General features: G+C 45.3%; 18 protein-coding genes. 17 read left to right on the forward strand and 1 reads right to left on the reverse strand.

Features of this window, described 5'->3' with window-relative positions; all coding sequences use genetic code 11:
• Positions 1 to 23 precede the first annotated feature (23 nt).
• The 5 genes from rnc (at position 24) to acpS (ending at position 3,690) form a co-directional block, all read left to right on the forward strand.
• The gene (gene rnc, locus L1D11_RS02905) at positions 24 to 701 is read left to right on the forward strand and encodes a ribonuclease III (protein WP_017059043.1); all 678 of its coding nucleotides are present in this window, start codon (positions 24 to 26) and stop codon (positions 699 to 701) included.
• The gene (gene era, locus L1D11_RS02910) at positions 694 to 1,665 is read left to right on the forward strand and encodes a GTPase Era (RefSeq protein WP_017059042.1); all 972 of its coding nucleotides are present in this window, start codon (positions 694 to 696) and stop codon (positions 1,663 to 1,665) included. The genes rnc and era overlap by 8 nt, the downstream gene beginning before the upstream one ends.
• A 102-nt stretch (positions 1,666 to 1,767) precedes the next feature.
• Positions 1,768 to 2,496 (forward strand): DNA repair protein RecO, encoded by a 729-nt coding sequence (gene recO / locus L1D11_RS02915; RefSeq protein ID WP_048659398.1) that lies wholly within the window; start codon positions 1,768 to 1,770, stop codon positions 2,494 to 2,496.
• Complete coding sequence (gene pdxJ / locus L1D11_RS02920) at positions 2,493 to 3,230, forward strand: pyridoxine 5'-phosphate synthase (RefSeq protein WP_239831472.1); 738 nt, start codon at positions 2,493 to 2,495, stop codon at positions 3,228 to 3,230. The genes recO and pdxJ overlap by 4 nt, the downstream gene beginning before the upstream one ends.
• A 79-nt stretch (positions 3,231 to 3,309) precedes the next feature.
• The gene (acpS, locus tag L1D11_RS02925; protein ID WP_239716655.1) at positions 3,310 to 3,690 is read left to right on the forward strand and encodes a holo-ACP synthase; all 381 of its coding nucleotides are present in this window, start codon (positions 3,310 to 3,312) and stop codon (positions 3,688 to 3,690) included.
• Between the two features lie 124 nt (positions 3,691 to 3,814).
• Here the strand turns inward: acpS and barA are convergent, their stop codons facing one another.
• Complete coding sequence (gene barA, locus L1D11_RS02930) at positions 3,815 to 6,628, reverse strand: two-component sensor histidine kinase BarA (RefSeq protein ID WP_239831473.1); 2,814 nt, start codon at positions 6,626 to 6,628, stop codon at positions 3,815 to 3,817.
• A 165-nt stretch (positions 6,629 to 6,793) separates the two neighbouring features.
• On the opposite strand from barA, the gene rlmD reads away from it, so the two are divergent.
• The 12 genes from rlmD to nlpD all read left to right on the forward strand — a co-directional run bounded on the left by rlmD (position 6,794) and on the right by nlpD (position 20,041).
• Complete coding sequence (rlmD, locus tag L1D11_RS02935; protein ID WP_239831474.1) at positions 6,794 to 8,134, forward strand: 23S rRNA (uracil(1939)-C(5))-methyltransferase RlmD; 1,341 nt, start codon at positions 6,794 to 6,796, stop codon at positions 8,132 to 8,134.
• Between the two features lie 114 nt (positions 8,135 to 8,248).
• A complete protein-coding gene (gene relA / locus L1D11_RS02940; RefSeq protein ID WP_239831475.1) occupies positions 8,249 to 10,471 on the forward strand; it encodes a GTP diphosphokinase in 2,223 nt (740 codons plus the stop codon).
• A gap of 230 nt (positions 10,472 to 10,701) precedes the next feature.
• Complete coding sequence (gene mazG / locus L1D11_RS02945; RefSeq protein ID WP_239831476.1) at positions 10,702 to 11,499, forward strand: nucleoside triphosphate pyrophosphohydrolase; 798 nt, start codon at positions 10,702 to 10,704, stop codon at positions 11,497 to 11,499.
• Between the two features lie 150 nt (positions 11,500 to 11,649).
• Complete coding sequence (locus L1D11_RS02950) at positions 11,650 to 13,290, forward strand: CTP synthase (protein ID WP_017629586.1); 1,641 nt, start codon at positions 11,650 to 11,652, stop codon at positions 13,288 to 13,290.
• Between the two features lie 81 nt (positions 13,291 to 13,371).
• Positions 13,372 to 14,670, forward strand: coding sequence for a phosphopyruvate hydratase (gene eno / locus L1D11_RS02955; protein ID WP_239831477.1), 1,299 nt, complete (start codon positions 13,372 to 13,374; stop codon positions 14,668 to 14,670).
• A gap of 440 nt (positions 14,671 to 15,110) precedes the next feature.
• Positions 15,111 to 15,392, forward strand: a complete 282-nt coding sequence (gene ftsB, locus L1D11_RS02960) for a cell division protein FtsB (RefSeq protein WP_004739050.1) — start codon at positions 15,111 to 15,113, stop codon at positions 15,390 to 15,392.
• Entirely contained in the window at positions 15,392 to 16,093 is a 702-nt protein-coding gene (ispD, locus tag L1D11_RS02965; protein WP_239831478.1) for a 2-C-methyl-D-erythritol 4-phosphate cytidylyltransferase, read from the forward strand. The genes ftsB and ispD overlap by 1 nt, the downstream gene beginning before the upstream one ends.
• Positions 16,094 to 16,095: 2 nt before the next feature.
• A complete protein-coding gene (gene ispF / locus L1D11_RS02970) occupies positions 16,096 to 16,575 on the forward strand; it encodes a 2-C-methyl-D-erythritol 2,4-cyclodiphosphate synthase (RefSeq protein WP_239831506.1) in 480 nt (159 codons plus the stop codon).
• Positions 16,576 to 16,597: 22 nt separating this feature from the next.
• Complete coding sequence (truD, locus tag L1D11_RS02975; RefSeq protein WP_239831479.1) at positions 16,598 to 17,644, forward strand: tRNA pseudouridine(13) synthase TruD; 1,047 nt, start codon at positions 16,598 to 16,600, stop codon at positions 17,642 to 17,644.
• A gap of 77 nt (positions 17,645 to 17,721) precedes the next feature.
• Positions 17,722 to 18,465: a 5'/3'-nucleotidase SurE gene (gene surE / locus L1D11_RS02980; protein ID WP_239831480.1), complete on the forward strand. Its 744-nt coding sequence runs from the start codon at positions 17,722 to 17,724 to the stop codon at positions 18,463 to 18,465.
• Positions 18,466 to 19,092 carry a protein-L-isoaspartate(D-aspartate) O-methyltransferase gene (locus tag L1D11_RS02985; protein WP_239831481.1) on the forward strand — a complete coding sequence of 209 codons (627 nt, stop codon included), beginning with the start codon at positions 18,466 to 18,468 and terminating at the stop codon, positions 19,090 to 19,092.
• A 34-nt stretch (positions 19,093 to 19,126) separates the two neighbouring features.
• The gene (gene nlpD / locus L1D11_RS02990) at positions 19,127 to 20,041 is read left to right on the forward strand and encodes a murein hydrolase activator NlpD (protein WP_239831482.1); all 915 of its coding nucleotides are present in this window, start codon (positions 19,127 to 19,129) and stop codon (positions 20,039 to 20,041) included.
• Positions 20,042 to 20,112: the final 71 nt, after the last annotated feature.

The following is a 20,112-nucleotide window of genomic DNA, read 5'->3' on the forward strand; positions in this document are numbered from 1 at the left end:
ATCAATTAACACATCGAGAGAGCATGAATTCTCCAATTGATAAACTAGAGAGAAAGATTGGCTATCAGTTTAATGATGCCGATCTTATCCACTTGGCGCTGACTCACCGCAGCGCCGCAGGTAAACATAATGAACGTCTTGAGTTTCTGGGCGATTCAATTTTAAGTTTTGTTATCGCTGATGATCTTTACCACCGTTTCCCTAAAGTAAACGAAGGTGATATGAGCCGCATGCGTGCAACATTAGTACGTGGTCATACATTGGCAGAACTAGGTCGTGAATTCGAACTAGGAGATTACTTAAAATTAGGTCCAGGTGAGTTGAAGAGTGGCGGTTTCCGTCGTGATTCTATTCTAGCGGATGCGGTTGAAGCGATCATCGGCGCTGTCTATTTAGATAGTGATACCGAGACGGTTCGCGGCATTATTTTAAGCTGGTACCAATCTCGCCTAGATGCTATTCAGCCTGGAGTATCTCAAAAAGATCCGAAAACTCGCCTACAAGAGTTTTTGCAAGGTCGAAGAAATCCTCTACCTGTCTACACAGTGACTAATATTAAAGGTGAAGCACACAACCAAGAGTTTACGGTTGAGTGTGAAGTGGCAGGTGTGGATAAACCTGTTATCGGTAAAGGCACTAGCCGCCGCAAGGCAGAACAAGCGGCTGCTGAAACAGCATTAGAGCAACTAAGCAATGTCTGATAACAACCAAGATTTCGATATCGATGCATTCTTTTCATCTGATAGCAAAAAAACAGGCCTACCGGAAAACCAACACTGTGGCTTCATCGCTATTGTCGGTCGCCCAAACGTAGGTAAGTCGACGCTTCTGAACCATATTCTGGGTCAGAAGATTTCTATTACATCACGTAAACCACAGACGACACGTCACCGTATTATGGGCGTTGAAACTGAGGGTGATTACCAAGCGATCTTTGTTGATACTCCTGGACTTCATATTGAAGAAAAGCGTGCAATTAACCGCTTGATGAACCGTGCGGCGAACAGTTCACTGAGTGATGTGAACCTAGTATTCTTCCTTGTTGATGGTACTCACTGGACTGACGACGATGAGATGGTTCTGAACAAACTGAAGAAGACTGACTTCCCAGTTGTACTTTGCATCAACAAAGTAGATAACGTTCAAGACCGTACTAACGTGATGCAGCACATGATGGAAGTCTCTAAGAAGATGGACTTCATTGACGTTGTGCCAATCTCAGCGAAGCAAGGTAAAAACATTGATGTACTGCGTAAGCACGTACGTGAACATTTACCTAAAGCGACACACCACTTCCCGGAAGAATACGTGACAGATCGCTCGCAACGTTTTATGGCCTCTGAAATTATCCGTGAAAAGCTGATGCGCTTTACGGGTGATGAGCTACCTTACTCGGTAACGGTTGAAATTGAACGTTTCGATTACAACCCAGATAATGATGGCTTCCACATCAATGCACTGATTCTTGTTGAGCGTACAGGTCAGAAGAAAATGGTGATTGGTAAAGCGGGCGAGAAGATCAAAACGATTGGTCGTGAAGCGCGTATCGATATGGAAGAGCTATTCGGCCGTAAGGTTTACCTAGAGACTTGGGTCAAGGTTAAATCTGGCTGGGCTGATGATGAGCGTGCACTTCGCTCGTTAGGCTACATCGACGATCTATAATATATTGAACGTCACTTTCTGAGATTAAGAAAGTTGAACTGAAGATAAATCCAAGAGAGAGTGCGAACTCTCTCTTTTTGTATCTGTAATAAGGGTAAGTGATTGAGCGAAGGGTTACAGCGATGCTTTGTGTTGCACCGTCGACCATACAGTGAGTCGAGCCTGATCTTGGACGTCTTCAGTGAAGAGTTCGGTCGGGTGACGTTGATGTCTAAAGGTGCTCGCAGCAAGCGTTCTAATTTGAAAGGGGCATTACAACCTTTTACGCCGCTACTGCTTAAGTGGTCTGGTAATGGTTCGATGAAAACCTTACGCCAAGCTGAACCTATTAGCTTGGGGCTTCCTCTCGCCGGTATTAATCTGTATTCAGCCATGTATGTGAACGAGCTAATAGGCCGTGTATTGATGGCGGAAGTACCGATGCCTGCACTTTTTCACGACTATCTTCATGCTTTAACAGAGCTGGCGCATAATGAAAATCCTGAGCCAGCGCTGCGTCGTTTTGAGTTGGCTCTATTATCCGCTATGGGTTATGGCGTTGACTTTTTACACTGCGCAGGCACTGGTGAAGCGATTGACCCGAGCATGACTTATCGCTATCGAGAGCAGAAAGGTTTCATCGCTTCGGTACGTCGAGACAACCTGACTTTTATGGGCGATGAACTTATCGCAATCAGTGAACGTCGGTTTATCACTAAAGAGCAGTTAAAAGCGGCAAAACGCTTTACACGCATAGCCTTAAAGCCGTATCTTGGCGGCAAACCATTAAAAAGTAGAGAGCTATTTATGCCAACAATAGCCCTCTCTAGAGCACGGAGTATTGGAAAATGAGCTCAATTCTTTTAGGCGTTAATATCGACCATATTGCAACACTACGTAATGCACGTGGTACTAAATACCCAGATCCAGTACACGCAGCTGAAATTGCTGAGCGTGCTGGTGCTGACGGTATTACAATTCACCTACGTGAAGACCGTCGTCATATCGTTGACCGCGATGTGCGTATTCTGGCTGAAACTATCCAAACTCGTATGAACTTAGAGATGGCTGTGACGGACGAGATGGTTCAAATTGCCCTTGATACTAATCCTGAGTTTGTTTGTCTGGTTCCTGAGAAGCGTGAAGAGCTGACGACTGAAGGCGGCTTGGACGTTGTGGGTCAACTTGAAAAGATCAAAGCGGCGACGGAAAAACTGTCTGCTGCTGGCATTAAGGTATCTCTGTTTATCGATGCTGATCGTGAGCAAATCGATGCAGCAAAAGCGTGTGGCGCACCGTTCATTGAGCTGCACACTGGCCATTATGCCGATGCGAAAACAGAAGAGGATCAACAAGATGAGCTGAAAAAGATTGCTGCAGGCGCAAGTTACGCAGACGATCTTGGTATCACCGTCAATGCTGGCCATGGTCTGACTTACCACAACGTAGCACCGATTGCGGCACTTCCAGAGATCTACGAGCTGAACATCGGTCACTCGATCATGGGACGCGCAGTGTTTGATGGTTTGAACAAAGCCGTTGCAGACATGAAAGCCGTGATGGAAACAGCACGCAACAACGTTTAGTTTTCTAAACAGTAAGCGTTAAGTCTTAAGCGACTAATTTAGTAGAATTAATAGATAGAAGTTTGGTAGTAGGGTAAACATGGCTGTTGTTGGATTAGGTACAGATATCGCAGAAATTGAACGTGTTGAAAAGGCATTGTCACGAAGTGGTGACGCTTTTGCTCAGCGTATTTTGACCGATGCTGAATTTGAAGTATTCCAGCAACTGAAGCAAAAAGGGCGTTACCTTGCAAAACGTTTTGCAGCCAAAGAAGCGGCATCTAAGGCGTTAGGCACGGGGATCGCGCTTGGTGTGACCTTCCACGACTTTGAGATTTCCAACGATGAGCATGGCAAGCCAGTTCTGAGCCTGCATAAAAAAGCGCGTGAAATCGCAGAGGCGAATGGCACAACATCGATTCATCTGACTATCTCGGATGAGCGTCACTACGCTGTGGCAACGGTGTTACTCGAATCGTAAACAGATATCGCTACCTTATATCTAGTGTCCTAGGCTCTAGACAGAAAAAAGCAGAGCTCATGAACTCTGCTTTTTTATTAGTTGGTAAACTGTTTAACGAAGATTTGTGAGTAAGAAATATTCGCTAGGTCTTGGCTGGTTTTAAATAATGAATTGCTGTTGCTTGAACCTTGTCTAATTCATCCTGAAGTTCAAAAAGCTCCGGTTCAATCTCTTCAACAGAAGTGCCTGAACGAAGTTCTTTCTCTATCGTCGCACATACCGATTTTAGCCTTGGTACACCGCTGTATGAGCTGCTGCCATGCATCTTGTGGATAATGTGTGTCAGCACTTCAACGGGGTAGTCACTGTCTTCTATCGCCTTGTCTGCTGCTTCATAAACTTCTGGAATAAAATCTACGAGCATTTGCAGCATGTCGCGAGCGAGGTCTTCTTTATTGGCGGCTTGTTTCAAAGCAGCTTGCCAATCAATGATGATGTTTTTGTGCTCGCTTGCTTCAATTTCTGACACTGAGCTGTTGTCTATTTCAACAGAGACAACTGGGTGGTCTGGATCTATTTTTTCAATGTGTTCAATCTCAGAGGTAGGGCTCCAATGAATAAGAACCTGTTGTAATACATGCTCTTCAATGGGTTTTGTTAGGTAGTCATCCATACCGGCTTCAAGTAGTCGATCACGCTCCCCCATCATTGCATGCGCAGTGACGGCAATCACCGGCGTGTTTGCATTGTTCGCCAACGCCTTAATTTTTTGGCACGCGGTTACACCGTCCATCTGCGGCATTTGAATATCCATAAAAATGACATCAAATGGTGTCTCTGTCGCTTTGTCGATAGCTTTCTGACCACTCGTACAACTGATAACTGTCTCTACGCGCTCTTTTAGCAGCGCAGTAATCAGTTTAAGGTTGGCAGGGTTATCATCGACCGCCAATACCGTAAGCGGTAGTTTCTCTTCTGAATGTGTTTCAATCGCTGGTGTAATCAAGGTTGGCGCTTGGTTCGACACCAGAGTTTGCAGCAGCTTCTTACGTGAAAGAGGTTTGGTGATGCATTGGACATCGACTTCTTTCATTAATTGTTCACCAAGTGCGAGCTCAGTACTTGGTGTACCTATAATTACGTTCTGAGCAATTTTCTTCGCGCCAATTGCCCAGCCGCTGACCGTATCAAACCGATAATCTTGGTTAGCTGCGAGGTTCAGCAGTACGTAGTCGTACGAAGTCGATTCGTCAGGCATCACCGAACGGTAGGTAACGACTAAGCCTTCTTGGGTCAGGATTTGTTGAGTAATCGAAGCTGCTTGCATGTTTGGCTCGATAAGCAGTAGTTGCTTGTCTTGCAGGCATTGAGTCTCAATTAGCTCTGTCATCGGCATATCAGTGGTTGATAGCCTTAGCGTAAACCAGAAAGTTGAACCTTGGTGTAGGCGACTGGTTAGGCTGATCTCACCGCCCATTTGACTCACAAGTTTCTGGGTGATAACCAGACCTAGACCTGTACCACCATAGCGACGAGAGATACTTGCATCTGCTTGGCTGAAGGCTTGGAATAGCTGGGCTTGCTGACGCTCAGATATACCAATACCCGTATCACGAACCATGAACTGTAGTTCGATGTTGTCTTCGCTTTGTGAACGTAATTCAACGCTAATATCGATGTTACCACGCTCGGTAAACTTGATTGAGTTACCCACTAGGTTAGTGAGAATTTGTTGAATACGTAATGGATCGCCAACAACGCCTGCAGGCACTTTTGGATCAATCTTAAGTGTAAGTTCTAGGCCTTTCTCATGAGCGTTGGTCGCTTGTAGGTTCACTACCTCTTCTAAGCTCGCTTGGAACTCAAATGGAATGTTTTCTAGCGCAAGTTTACCGGCTTCAAGTTTCGAGAAGTCCAAGATATCGTTGATGATACTGAGTAGGTTATTCGCAGAGCGTTCAATAGTCTGTAGGTAATCGGTTTGACTGTTCGATAGGTGTGTTTTAAGCATTTGGCGAGTAAAGCCAATCACACCGTTAAGTGGTGTTCTTAGCTCGTGAGACATGTTTGCCAAGAACTCAGACTTAACTCGTGCCGCTTCTTGTGCACGTTTTTTCGCAATGTCTAACTCAACGTTTTGAATCTCTAGCTGCTCAAGAGTTTCACGCAGATCCGAAGTGGCTTGGTCGATACTGTGCTGCATCTCGACGTGATATTCCGACAGCGATACTGCCATCGCGTTGATACCGTTTTTCAGTGAGTCTAACTCACCGTGCATTTTGCCTTCGATACGGACATCTAAGTGACCACGACGAATTCGGTCAACCATGTTCTTCATGTGAGTGATCGGTTGAGTCACATCGTGCATCAAGCGGAAAGCGAATACACCAGAAAGGCCTAGCCCAAGAATTAGCACTAAGAAGGCAGAGAACACTTCTTGATATTGCTGCAAACGAAGTGAAGAAAGGTCCAACTCAATTGCAATATAACCAATCGCTTGGTTTGCTTGAGACTGGCCGTTAGCCGAGTTGATGTACTGGCCTTCTGAAATAATCGGAGTTCGAAGAATCAGTGTGTTATCGATTAGGTCAGAAGAGCTTAAATGTGGAATCGGTTTATCTTTTGGATAAGTCAGGCTTTCGAAATCAGGGTGGAAGTTTGAGGTTACAAACAATTCATGACGCTCATCGAACACCGCGATACTGCGTACCAACTTAGAGTTCTTTCGATGTGCATAGCTAATTAGCTGACGAACAGACTCTCGGCTTTCGAGTTGCATGCCAGATTCACTCGCAATTGCCAGTGGTTCAATGATGCTAGTACCTGTGTTCACCACTTGACCTTCAAGGTCTTGATAGCGGTTAAATGAGAAAAATGCACTCAATAGCAGCCCAATAATCAGGGTTGGAGCTAGAGTTAAGGTAATTACACGGGCTCTTAAGCCATATCTGGTCATGTTCTTTAATTACATCGAGGTCTGGATATGGGAAAATAACGCACACAATGGCGGTTAAGTGAACGGTAAGCTTAATCAAAGCCGTGACGTTCGACAATGATTCCAAGACAGAATAGTGAGTCCTGGATACCAATTACTTATTAAAAGATACATTAGGCACAAGCAATGGCACGTTTTTTCCAACCAAAAAAGAAAACTCAACTCGAGACCAAGCATCAATCGGTTTTGGTTGAACGAATGGATCACAATGGCGCTGGCATCGCTTATCAGAAAAACAAACCGGTTTTCATTGATGGTGCATTGCCTGGTGAACAGGTGGTTATTCAGCTTACTGAGAGCAAAAGTAAGTTTGCACGCGCGAAACTCATCAAATTGCTGAAGCCAAGCGAGCAACGTCTAAAGCCTTTTTGTAAACACTTTAATCAGTGTGGCGGTTGTCATCTTCAGCACCTTGATTACCAGTCTCAGGTAGAACACAAGGCACAATCTCTTACGCACTTGATGAACCAATATAAGACGGATGAGACAGAGATGGCTCAACCGATTGTTGGTGATGAAACTGGTTATCGTCGTCGTGCGCGTATCAGCTTGTTTGTTGATAAGAAAACGCACAAGCTTCAGTTCGGTTTTCGTAAGAAGCAGAGCAAGCAGATAGAAAACATCACAGCTTGTGCTGTGCTTGATCCTCGCCTAAATGTATTGCTGCCAAAGGTGAAAAATTTACTCAACACTTTCAGCAACCTTACGTCTTTAGGACACGTTGAATTGGTATTGGGTGATACTGGCCCGGTAATGGTGTTACGCCATCTCAAGCCTTTGATTGAAAGAGATGAGCAAGCATTGATTGCGTTGGCGAAAGAAGAAGGTTCGATACTGTACTCAATCCCAGAGACCGACAAGTTAGTTCGTCTGGTTGGTGATGCACCGAGTTACAGCGAAACAGGCGTCACCTTACCTTTTGAGCCAAACCACTTTATTCAGGTGAACCAGAAGGTCAACCAGAAGATGGTGGCTCAAGCGATTGAATGGTTAGAACCTAAAGCGGATGAGCGAGTACTGGATCTGTTTTGTGGCTTAGGTAACTTCAGTCTGCCTATCGCTCAACAATCGGCGTTTGTGGTTGGTGTTGAAGGTGTCGATGAGATGGTTCAGCAAGCCACATCGAATGCCAAATTGAACCAGTTGAGTAACACCGAATTTTACCAAGCGAACCTTGAAGAAGACCTATCTGCACAAGCTTGGGCGAAAGAGAAATTTGATAAAATCTTACTGGACCCAGCTCGTGCTGGAGCGAGTGGTGTTGTTGATCAAATTTCAGCATTAGGAGCGAAGCGTGTGGTTTATGTTTCGTGTAATCCTGCTACTCTAGCTAGAGATTCAGAGAGCTTAGAAAAGCAAGGCTACCAATTAGCCAAACTTGGTATGTTGGATATGTTCCCACACACCAGCCATCTCGAATCGATGGCTCTCTTTATCAAGGCTCAAAGGCCCGTAAATAAGGCTTAAAAATGAATGACAAAGGCGCAGGGACACTTGCGCTGATATCAATATGGTCGAACTAACTTGGAACCAGTTAGTCATATTGAATTGGGTATAAAACAGAATAACTAGGAAGGCACGATGGTTGCGGTACGAAGCGCACATTTAAACCCAAGCGAACAGTTTGAGCTAGAACGTTGGATTGCGTCATTAAAGCAAGACGCAAAAACCTCGAATAAACTGAACAAAGTTTATCGTCACTGTGAAGAGCTATTAAAAGATCACGAGCAAGCATCACTATTGCTATGGCGTGGACGCGAGATGATTGAAATCTTGGTCACGTTGTCGATGGATCGTGCAACATTAGTCGCTGCACAACTCTTCCCAGTGGTATCAAGTGGCGTTTTTGGGCGCGAAGCCTTCGAAGAAAGCTACGGCAAAGAAATAGTTAAGCTGATTGATGGTGTTGAAGAAATGGCGGCCTTGGGTCAGCTAAACGTAACCCTTGAAGGCAGTGCTGCCTCGGGTCAGGTTGATAACGTTCGACGCATGCTGTTGGCTATGGTTGACGATTTCCGCTGCGTAGTTATCAAACTTGCGGAGCGAATCTGTAACCTCATCGAGGTGAAAAAGGCCCCTGATGCTGTGCGCCGTGCGGCAGCAAAAGAGTGTTCTAACATCTACGCTCCGCTTGCTAACCGTTTAGGTATTGGTCAGCTTAAGTGGGAAATTGAAGATTACGCATTCCGCTACCAACAGCCAGATACCTACAAGCAAATTGCGAAACAGCTATCTGAGCGTCGTATCGTTCGCGAACAATACATCACCGATTTCGTTGAGGACTTAACGGCGGAAATGAACCGTTCAAGCATTAATGCTGAAGTCAGCGGTCGACCAAAACACATCTACAGTATCTGGCGTAAGATGCAGAAGAAAAGCTTGGACTTCGATGAGCTTTTTGACGTACGAGCAGTGCGTATCATCGCAGACCAGCTTCAGGACTGCTATGCAGCCCTAGGTGTGGTTCACACCAAATACAAACACCTACCAAGTGAATTTGATGACTATGTGGCAAACCCTAAGCCCAATGGTTACCAGTCGATTCACACCGTGGTTCTCGGTCCTGAAGGCAAGACCATTGAGATTCAAATCCGTACCAAGCAGATGCATGAAGATTCGGAGCTGGGTGTAGCGGCGCACTGGAAGTACAAAGAAGGTGCTTCAAGCGGACGCAGTGGCTACGACGAGAAAATTACTTGGTTGCGTAAACTTATCGATTGGCAAGAGGAGATGTCGGACTCTGGGGAGATGCTGGATGAAGTTCGTAGCCAAGTCTTCGATGATCGCGTATACGCCTTTACACCGCGCGGTGACGTGGTCGATTTACCGATGGGTGCAACTCCACTGGACTTCGCTTACCACATCCACTCGATGGTTGGACACCGCTGTATTGGTGCCAAAGTAGCAGGGCGTATCGTACCGTTTACTCACAAGCTATCGATGGGTGATCAGGTTGAAATCATTACTCAGAAAGAGCCGAACCCATCACGTGATTGGTTAAATCCAACCACAGGATTCGTTCACTCTGGTCGTGCTCGCGCGAAAATCAATGCTTGGTTCCGTGCGCAAAGCCGAGAGAAGAACCTCGAAGCGGGGCGTGACATCCTTGAGGTTGAATTAGCGAAAGTCGGCGCAACCCTAAAAGATGCTGACCAATACGCGCTAAGACGCTTTAACGTTAATACACCGGACGAGCTTTATGCGGGTATCGGCAGTGGCGACTTGCGTATCAACCAAGTGGTTAATCACATCAATGCGTTGGTGAATAAGCCTACGGCGGAAGAGGAAGACAAGAAAGCGCTAGAGAAGCTGCTTGAGTCGGAAAATAAGCCAGCACAACAAAGTCGCCCGAAGAAAGACGCAGTTGTCGTGGAGGGTGTTGATAACCTAATGACGCACCTAGCGCGTTGCTGTCAGCCAATCCCAGGTGATGTGATTAAAGGTTACATCACTCAAGGGCGTGGTATCTCAGTTCACCGTGCTGATTGTGAACAACTGGGTGAGTTAAGCGTGCATGCACCAGAACGTATCATTGATACCGTTTGGGGCAATGGTTTTGTCGGTTCATACATCCTAACGCTGCGTGTTGAAGCGCTAGAGCGTAATGGTTTGTTGAAAGACATCACCTCACTGTTCTCGAATGAAAAGATCAGTGTGACGACAATGAAGAGCCGTATCGACTACAAACGTCAGCTATCAGTAATGGATTTCGATTTGGAAGTGACCAATATTGAGATTCTGAGTCGAGTGACCAGTCGAGTAGAGCAAATCAAAGATGTAATGAGTGTTAAACGCTTAGGCTAAAATTCTCGTCATACTTGAAGCTGATGGCGTTGTTGCCTGCGCGCACTCGCTCAATCACATAGGCAAGCTATGCTCAGGAGTCTCGCTTGCTTGTCGCCTAGCCACAGTTTCAATTATTTAGAGAATTAGACAGTATCAACAAAGGTGAGTGGTTTTGGCTGCTCACCTTTTTTAGTTTTAGAAGACGTTATAAATTTAAAAAATCAAAGACAGTGAATAGGAAGAAAATGATGAATCACCCGATTGAACAACTTGAACAGATTATGACTAAGCTGCGCGATCCTGAAGGTGGCTGTCCTTGGGATTTAAAACAAAATTTTGAAACAATTGTGCCGCATACTATTGAAGAGACGTACGAAGTGGTGGATGCGATTCACAATAAAGATTGGCCAAATCTACAAGAAGAGTTGGGTGATCTGTTATTTCAGGTGATTTTCTACAGTCAATTGGCAAAAGAAAAGGGGCTTTTCGAGTTTTCTGATGTGGTCGACGGCATTAACGAGAAGCTAACGCGCCGCCATCCGCATGTGTTCTCTGATACCGAGTTTGCGAGCGATGAAGAAATTAATGCCAACTGGGAAGCTGAAAAAGCCAAAGAAAAAGCACAAGCAGGCAAAACTCAAGAAAGTATTCTAGACTCAATACCAAACTCTCTACCTGCACTTTCTCGTGCTACAAAGATTCAAAAGCAGGTAGCGAAATATGGCTTTGATTGGGACTCCATTGGCCCTGTGGCGAATAAGGTTTTAGAGGAAGTTGATGAGGTGCTGGAAGAAGCACTTCAAGTGACGCCAAATGAAGATTTGGTTGAAGAAGAGTTGGGTGACTTGCTGTTTGCGACGGTCAATTTGGTGCGACATTTGGGTAAAAATCCAGAGTCAGCTCTCAATAAAGCCAATCTGAAATTCTCACGTCGCTTTAAAGGGGTGGAACAAAAAGTTCGTCAGCAAGATAAAAATTTGACCGATTTTTCACTACAACAGCTTGATTCCATTTGGGATGAAGTCAAGGTGGCGGAGAAAAGATAACCAAAGCTTTTATCATGAATTGATTTGAAGCAAAAAATAAAAAATAGCAGTGTGATAGATTTCACGTTGTGGCGATAAGGGGCTTCTGGTATATTTTCATCCCGTCCAGAAGTAGTCCATTTCCCTCATTCAACCAATTTCAGGTTAAACATGACGACAAATTACATTTTTGTTACTGGCGGGGTTGTATCCTCTCTAGGTAAAGGTATTGCTGCAGCATCTCTTGCGGCTATTTTAGAAGCTCGTGGTCTTAAAGTGACTATGATGAAGCTTGACCCTTACATCAACGTTGACCCAGGCACTATGAGCCCGACTCAGCATGGTGAAGTGTTCGTTACGGAAGATGGCGCTGAAACAGACCTTGACCTTGGTCACTATGAGCGATTCATTCGCACCAAGATGACTAAGCGTAACAACTTCACTGCAGGTCGTGTTTACTCAGACGTACTCGCTAAAGAGCGTCGCGGTGATTACCTAGGTGCAACAATTCAGGTTATCCCACACATCACTAACTCTATTAAAGAGCGTGTTATTTCTGGCGCAGCTGGCCACGATATCGCGATCGTAGAAGTTGGTGGTACGGTTGGTGATATCGAATCTCTACCATTCATGGAAGCGATTCGTCAGCTAGCAGTAGAACTAGGCCGTGAACGCGCAATGTTCATGCACCTTACTCTAGTGCCATACCTAGCAGCTGCGGGCGAAGTGAAAACTAAGCCAACGCAACACTCTGTAAAAGAGCTACTGTCTATTGGTATTCAGCCAGACATTCTAGTTTGTCGTTCAGACCGCAACATTCCTTCGAACGAGCGTAAGAAAATTGCTCTGTTCTGTAATGTGCAAGAAAATGCAGTTATTTCTATGCGCGATGTTGACTCTATCTACAAGATCCCTCAGCTGATTAAAGCTCAAGGCACTGATGAACTTGTATGTAAGCGTTTCGGCATCACAGCTCCAGAAGCAGATCTGTCTGAATGGGAACAAGTAATTTACGAAGAAGCTAACCCAACGGGTGAAGTGACGATTGGTATGGTTGGTAAGTACATTGAACTACCAGACGCATACAAATCAGTAAATGAAGCGTTAAAACACGCGGGCTTGAAAAATCGCCTAAGTGTCAATATTAAATACGTAGATTCACAAGACGTTGAGTCTCGTGGCGTAGAAGTTTTAGAAGGCCTAGATGCAATCCTAGTTCCTGGTGGCTTTGGTGATCGTGGTGTTGAAGGTAAGATTCTTGCTGCTCAATACGCTCGTGAAAACAAAGTACCGTACTTAGGTATCTGTCTAGGTATGCAAGTAGCACTTATCGAGTACGCTCGTAACGTTGCGAAAATGGAAGGGGCACACTCTTCTGAATTCTGTACTGAAACTAAGTACCCAGTTGTTGGTCTTATCACTGAATGGACTGATGGCGAAGGTAAAGTTGAAGAGCGTACAGAATCATCTGACCTAGGCGGCACAATGCGTCTTGGTTCACAGCTTTGTCACCTAGCGAAAGGGACTAAAGCATACGAATTATACGGTAGCGCGACGATCCATGAACGTCACCGTCACCGTTACGAAGTGAACAACAATCTTCGTCCACAAATCGAAAAAGCGGGCCTAAAAGTATCGGGGCTATCTGCGGACAAGAAACTGGTTGAAGTTATTGAGAACCCGAACCACCCATGGTTTGTTGCTGCTCAATTCCACCCAGAGTTCACTTCAACACCTCGCGATGGTCACCCATTGTTTGCAGGTTTCGTTAAAGCGGCTGGTGAGTTCCAGCGCGGCGAGTTAGAAAAGTAAAAAGGAATACAGGTAGCTGCGTAAGTTGTGCTGCTACCTTTAAATTTGACATTTATATATTCAACGAGAAGGAAACATTCAATGTCTAAGATCGTTAAAGTTCTAGGTCGTGAAATCATCGATTCACGTGGTAACCCAACTGTAGAAGCTGAAGTGCACCTAGAAGGCGGTTTCGTAGGTATGGCTGCTGCTCCATCTGGCGCATCTACTGGTTCTCGCGAAGCTCTTGAGCTACGTGACGGCGACAAATCACGTTTCCTAGGTAAAGGTGTTCTTAAAGCTATTGAAGCTGTAAACGGCTCAATCGCTGAAGCTCTAGTTGGTAAAGACGCTAAAGCTCAAGCTGACGTTGACCAAATCATGCTTGACCTAGACGGTACTGATAACAAGTCTAAGTTCGGCGCGAACGCTATCCTAGCTGTATCTCTAGCTAACGCAAAAGCTGCTGCTGCTGCGAAAGGCATGCCTCTATACGAGCACATTGCTGAGCTAAACGGTACTGCTGGTCAGTTCTCTATGCCTCTACCAATGATGAACATCATCAACGGTGGTGAGCACGCTGATAACAACGTTGACATCCAAGAGTTCATGATCCAACCAGTTGGTGCTAAGACTCTTAAAGAAGGTCTACGTATCGGTGCTGAAGTATTCCACAACCTAGCTAAAGTTCTTAAGTCTAAAGGCTACAGTACTGCAGTTGGTGACGAAGGTGGTTTCGCTCCTAACCTTAAGTCTAACGCTGAAGCTCTAGAAGTTATCGCAGAAGCTGTTGCAGCTGCTGGTTACGAACTAGGTAAAGACGTTACTCTTGCTATGGACTGTGCTGCATCTGAGTTCTTCGACAAAGAAGCTGGCATCTACAACATGAAGGGCGAAGGTAAAACTTTCACTTCTGAAGAGTTCAACCACTACCTAGCTGAGCTAGCGAACAACTTCCCAATCGTTTCTATCGAAGACGGTCTTGACGAGTCAGATTGGGATGGCTTCAAGCACCAAACTGAACTTCTAGGCAACAAACTTCAAATCGTTGGTGACGATCTATTCGTTACAAACACTAAGATTCTTGCTGAAGGTATCGAGAAAGGCGTAGCTAACTCTATCCTTATCAAGTTCAACCAAATAGGTTCTCTAACAGAGACTCTAGCTGCAATCAAGATGGCTAAAGACGCAGGTTACACAGCTGTAATCTCTCACCGTTCTGGCGAAACTGAAGACGCAACTATCGCTGACCTAGCGGTAGGTACTGCTGCAGGTCAAATCAAGACTGGTTCTATGAGCCGTTCTGACCGTGTTGCTAAGTACAACCAACTAATCCGTATCGAAGAAGCTCTAGGTTCTAAAGCTCCTTTCAATGGTCTTAAAGAAGTAAAAGGTCAATAATCTCTCTGGTTTTTAAACCAAAGGAATTGTTAATCTAAGCTTTGAATGCCTCGCTAATGCGGGGCATTTTTTTATCTGTAGAAAGTGGCAGGAAGAGGCTCCAGGTTCTAGAGCTTTCTTTTTGATACCGAAAGTTCATCATTCCCTAGAATGACGAAGGAAGGAGCAGGGAATCTCTTATTTTGCATGACGGAGCACGTGACTAAGGAAAGACGCTCTGTCTTTGGCTCTTTCGTTGCAGTGGCTTGTATCACTCGTTCCTCCTCCGTCATTCCCGAGACCGACGGAGGAGAGAGTCGGGAATCTCATCACTGATTCCTAACGACAATAATTCCCCGGCTTATTGATTCCCTGACACCACATATCTCGCACCAATAAGCTCATTATGGTATATATGTGCCTTATTCTAGTTCCTTCTTTTTCAACCGGCGAAAGGTGTTATGCGAATTTTTGCTTTAGTACTGCTCATAGTGTTTGGCTGGCTACAACACACACTGTGGCTCGGTAAAAATGGTATCTCTGATTACTACGGTGTGAACAATGAAATCCAAGTTCAGCAGCAAGTTAACGAAAAATTAAAAGTTCGAAACGCTGAGATGTTTGCGGAAATCGACGACCTACGCCAAGGCTTAGACGCGATAGAAGAACGCGCACGTCATGAGCTTGGCATGGTTAAAGAAGGCGAAACGTTTTATCGCATCATTGGTGAGGAATCCCATTAATGTTGACTCAACCTCAAAGCGTGATTGCCGTTGTCCCTGCGGCGGGCGTCGGTAGCCGAATGAAGGCTGACCGTCCGAAGCAATATCTTGAGATCAATGGCAAAACGATTTTAGAGCATACCGTTGAGAAGCTCCTAGCTCACCCTCAAGTCTCTCAAATTGTCGTCGCAATCAGTAATGATGACCCATACTACCCAGAGCTACCCCTTACCCAGGATCCACAAGTGATTCGAGTTGCTGGTGGAAGTGAAAGAGCGAATTCAGTTCTTTCTGCTTTAGATTATATCGAGAAGCAACAGCTCGGTCATTGGGTGATGGTGCATGACGCAGCAAGGCCTTGTGTTCAGCGAAGTGATATCGACAAGTTAATCTCGACGGCGATGAGCCATGATGTTGGGGCTATATTAGCAGCCCCTGTGCGAGATACGATGAAGCGAGGCGCTCAAGGGCAAATTGATCATACTGTCGAGCGAGCCGATTTATGGCACGCCCTCACACCACAAATGTTCAGAGCTGAACCTCTGTGGAATGTATTGAGCGAAGCGCTGCAACAAGGCGTTTCGATTACCGACGAAGCCTCTGCTTTTGAATGGAAAGGCTTCTCGCCCGCTTTAGTCGCCGGGCGTTCAGATAATTTTAAGATTACTCAGCCTGAAGATTTAGCGCTCGCTGAGTTCTATTTAAGTCAGAATAAGGAATAATGATGATTCGTATTGGCCATGGCTTTGATGTACATAAGTTTGGTGGTGAAGGCCCGGTAATTATCGGTGGTGTGAGTATCCCCTATGAACAAGGTCTTATCGCACACTCAGACGGTGATGTTGCCCTTCATGCCTTGTGTGACGCGCTGTTAGGAGCGATCGCCGCAGGTGATATTGGTCGTCATTTCCCTGATACTGACGATGAATGGAAAGGCGCAGACAGCCGTGAATTATTGAAAGACGTCTACCGCCGAGTAAAAAAGCAAGGTTATGTGATTGGCAATGCCGATATTACTATCATGGCGCAAGCTCCTAAAATGGCGCCTCACATAGACTTTATGTGTCAAGTTATTGCACAAGATTTAGAAACCAGCATCAGCAATGTGAACGTAAAAGCAACGACAACAGAGCGTTTAGGCTTTACGGGGCGCAAAGAGGGCATCGCATGTGAAGCGGTGGTCCTAATTACCAAAAGTGCATAAGCACCAACACGAAAAGAACAGCATGTCAGATATTTTATCTTCATTGGCTTATCTAAACGGTAAACCAACTGCGAAAGCAAAACTAAAAGCGAAAGCTGAACACTTTGTCGTTATCGAAGACTTGGGTTTTGAGTTTACGGGGGAAGGCGAACACTTAATGGTGCGCATTCGTAAAACTGGTGAAAACACGAGTTTCGTAGCCAATGAGTTGGCTAAAGCCTGTGGCGTTAAGTCGAAAGACGTAAGCTGGGCTGGCTTGAAAGACCGTCACGCAGTGACCGAGCAGTGGTTGAGTGTACACCTACCTAAAGGTGAGCCTAACTTTTCAGCGTTCTTAGCACAGCACCCAAGCATCGAAATTCTTGCGACAGCGCGACACAACAAAAAGTTGCGTCCGGGTGATTTAGTTGGCAACCAATTCGAGTTGACCTTGTCTGAAATAACAGACTGCGATGATGTCGTAAAGCGTTTAGAAAAAGTCGCTCAAGTGGGTGTACCAAACTATTTTGGTGCTCAGCGTTTTGGTAACGAAGGTAATAACTTGTCTGAAGCTCGTCGTTGGGGCCGTGATAATGTTCGTACTCGTAATCAAAATAAACGTAGCTTGTATCTTTCGGCTGCTCGTTCATGGATTTACAACTTAATCCTTTCTGACCGTATTGAACAAGATGTGTTTGCATCGGTATTGGTTGGCGATATCGTGGTCAAAGATGGCGCTCAACTAACGGTGACGGCTGATAACCTTGAAGCTGTAAGCCAAGATGTCGCGAATGGTACTGCATTGGTGACGGTTGCTTTGGCCGGTGATAACGCATTGCCAACGACTGATGAGTCTCAAGCTTTAGAGCAGAAACACCTTGATGCTGAACCGGATCTGATGGCTCTGATTCGTGGTAACCGTATGCGCCATGACCGCCGTGAAGCGTCTCTGAAACCTACTGATCTAACGTGGGAGGTGAGTGAAGATAACGTCACTCTGAAGTTCTCTCTTGATGCTGGCTGCTTTGCAACAGCTATCGTTCGTGAATTAGTCGAAGAAGTACACGTAGAGAGAAGCTACGAGCTGTAATGATTCTGCTTGGCACTAAGTGACTTAATATTGGTATTTAAGTCACTTAGCACTGGAATATGAAGAAAGGATACAGAATGAAGATTTTACTCAGCAACGATGATGGTGTGCATGCTCAAGGTATTCATGAGCTAGCAGATGAACTACGTGATCTTGCTGAAGTTATCATTGTAGCACCTGACCGTAATCGTTCAGGTGCTTCAAATTCATTAACTTTAGAGCAGCCTTTACGTGTTCAAGAGATTGCTGAAAACACCTACTCGGTACAGGGAACACCGACCGATTGTGTGCATTTCGCATTAAATGAACTGCTAAAGGGTGATATGCCGGATCTAGTATTAACGGGCATTAACCATGGTGCAAACTTGGGTGATGACGTGTTGTATTCAGGTACAGTCGCAGCCGCAATGGAAGGGCACTTCCTAGGAGTTCAATCGGTGGCATTTTCTCTGGTTGGTAAAAAACATTTTAAGACAGCGGCAGCGATTGCTCGTCGTATTGTCGAGCAACATTTAGCAAAACCAATCCCAACCAACCGCCTGTTAAACGTCAATGTGCCGGATCTCTCTTTAGAACAGCTATCAGGGACTCAGGTTACGCGACTCGGCGCACGTCATCATGCTGAAGATATGATTAAGCAAAAAGACCCTCGTGGTCATGATATTTATTGGCTTGGTCCTCCTGGTAAAGAGCAAGACGCGGGCGAAGGTACCGATTTCTATGCGATTGAACATGGCTTTGTGTCGGTAACGCCATTGCAGGTCGATCTGACAGCACATGAGTCTTTAGGCGCTATGACAACATGGTTAGGGGAGAAGTAAGTGAGTAACCCACAAGCAGAACGCTTAATTACTTTTCTGATTGAAAATGGCATCCAAGACCAAAAAGTACTGGATGCCATTTACCAACTGCCAAGAGAGAGTTTTTTGTCTCAGGCTATGTATCATCAGGCTTATGACAATAATGCACTACCTATCGGGCAAGGGCAGACCATCTCACAGCCTTATATTGTTGCTAAAATGACAGAGTTACTTGAGCTGCAACAAGATAGCCGAGTTTTGGAAATCGGAACCGGTTCTGGCTACCAAACTGCTGTTTTAGCTCAACTTGTTGATCATGTTTATTCGGTTGAAAGGATAAAGTCGCTACAATGGGACGCTAAGCGTCGGCTAAAGCAGCTCGATTTTTATAATATTTCAACCAAACATGGTGATGGCTGGCAAGGTTGGTCTTCTAAAGGGCCTTTTGATGCGATCATCGTAACCGCTGCTGCAGAGTCTATTCCTCAAGCACTTTTGCAACAGCTGAAAGATGGCGGTCGTCTATTGATTCCGGTTGGTGATGATGAACAACAGTTATTGAAGATCGTGCGTCATGGTGATGAGTTTTTATCGAGTGTCATCGAGATGGTGCGATTTGTACCTCTGGTTCCTGGTAAGCTAGCTTAATAAAAGACTTATGGTGTAGGTGGATAGAGAGTCGATGCGTTCGAAGTTGTTAAAAGGAAGCTCCTTACTGCTTAGCTGTGCACTTGTTGGGTGTGCAGCGAATTCGCCTGCGCCAGTTTCAAGCCTAGGTAAAAACTACTCATCGATTGATCGCGGTAGCTATCGTGGCAGTTACTACGAAGTGAAAAAAGGCGATACGCTTTATTTCATCGCGTATGTCACCAATAAAGATGTACAAGACCTGATTAGCTATAACAAACTTGCGGCCCCTTATACCATCCACCCGGGACAGAAGCTTAAGTTGTGGCGTCCTAGCTATAACGCACCAGCTTATGGTAAATCAACGGTTGTAGCCGCAGCAGTCGCTGCTCCTGTTGCCGCGTCCACAGCATCATCGACGGCAAGTAAACCTAAAGCTACCCCGCAGCAGAGCAAAAACTCTAAACCTGCGCCAGCTCAAACTACAGCCAAAGTGGCGAAAAAAGATCCACCAAAGAAGGTTGAACAATCCAAATCAAAGGAGTATGTTGGGTCTAAAGGTAAACAGAATGTTACACCGTCCACCAAGCCAACAAGTGATAAAGTATCCAAGTGGTTATGGCCAACAAAGGGGAGAGTAATTAAGAATTTCTCTGTAGGCGAACAAGGAAATAAAGGCATAGACATAGCAGGACAGCGAGGTCAGCCAATAGTATCTACTGCAGGGGGAACGGTTGTTTATTCGGGTAATGCATTACGAGGCTACGGCAATCTAGTGATTGTGAAGCACAATGATAATTACTTAAGTGCATACGCGCATAACGACCGACTATTAGTATCTGAAGGGCAAAGTGTGAAACCAGGGCAGAAGATTGCAACAATGGGAAGCTCCGGAGCCAGCAGTGTTAGGCTGCACTTTGAGATTCGTTACCAAGGTAAATCCGTCAATCCAAAACGATATTTACCTTAAATACAATACGGACTAATCACGTATTGTATTAAGTGACATAGTCATTTAGCGACATATGAAGTTGTAATGTC

It is taken from the genome of Vibrio sp. Isolate32, from assembly GCF_022397955.1.
Taxonomy (GTDB): domain Bacteria; phylum Pseudomonadota; class Gammaproteobacteria; order Enterobacterales; family Vibrionaceae; genus Vibrio.

Coding starts and splice junctions, on each gene's coding strand:
- acpS (WP_239716655.1), top strand. CDS start 3,310: ATGGCTGTTGTTGGATTAGGTACAGATATCGCAGAAATTGAACGTGTT.
- pdxJ (WP_239831472.1), top strand. CDS start 2,493: ATGAGCTCAATTCTTTTAGGCGTTAATATCGACCATATTGCAACACTA.
- surE (WP_239831480.1), top strand. CDS start 17,722: ATGAAGATTTTACTCAGCAACGATGATGGTGTGCATGCTCAAGGTATT.
- barA (WP_239831473.1), bottom strand. CDS start 6,628: ATGACCAGATATGGCTTAAGAGCCCGTGTAATTACCTTAACTCTAGCT.
- eno (WP_239831477.1), top strand. CDS start 13,372: ATGTCTAAGATCGTTAAAGTTCTAGGTCGTGAAATCATCGATTCACGT.
- L1D11_RS02950 (WP_017629586.1), top strand. CDS start 11,650: ATGACGACAAATTACATTTTTGTTACTGGCGGGGTTGTATCCTCTCTA.
- nlpD (WP_239831482.1), top strand. CDS start 19,127: ATGCGTTCGAAGTTGTTAAAAGGAAGCTCCTTACTGCTTAGCTGTGCA.
- rlmD (WP_239831474.1), top strand. CDS start 6,794: ATGGCACGTTTTTTCCAACCAAAAAAGAAAACTCAACTCGAGACCAAG.
- truD (WP_239831479.1), top strand. CDS start 16,598: ATGTCAGATATTTTATCTTCATTGGCTTATCTAAACGGTAAACCAACT.
- mazG (WP_239831476.1), top strand. CDS start 10,702: ATGAATCACCCGATTGAACAACTTGAACAGATTATGACTAAGCTGCGC.
- relA (WP_239831475.1), top strand. CDS start 8,249: ATGGTTGCGGTACGAAGCGCACATTTAAACCCAAGCGAACAGTTTGAG.
- ispF (WP_239831506.1), top strand. CDS start 16,096: ATGATTCGTATTGGCCATGGCTTTGATGTACATAAGTTTGGTGGTGAA.
- era (WP_017059042.1), top strand. CDS start 694: ATGTCTGATAACAACCAAGATTTCGATATCGATGCATTCTTTTCATCT.
- ftsB (WP_004739050.1), top strand. CDS start 15,111: ATGCGAATTTTTGCTTTAGTACTGCTCATAGTGTTTGGCTGGCTACAA.
- rnc (WP_017059043.1), top strand. CDS start 24: ATGAATTCTCCAATTGATAAACTAGAGAGAAAGATTGGCTATCAGTTT.
- ispD (WP_239831478.1), top strand. CDS start 15,392: ATGTTGACTCAACCTCAAAGCGTGATTGCCGTTGTCCCTGCGGCGGGC.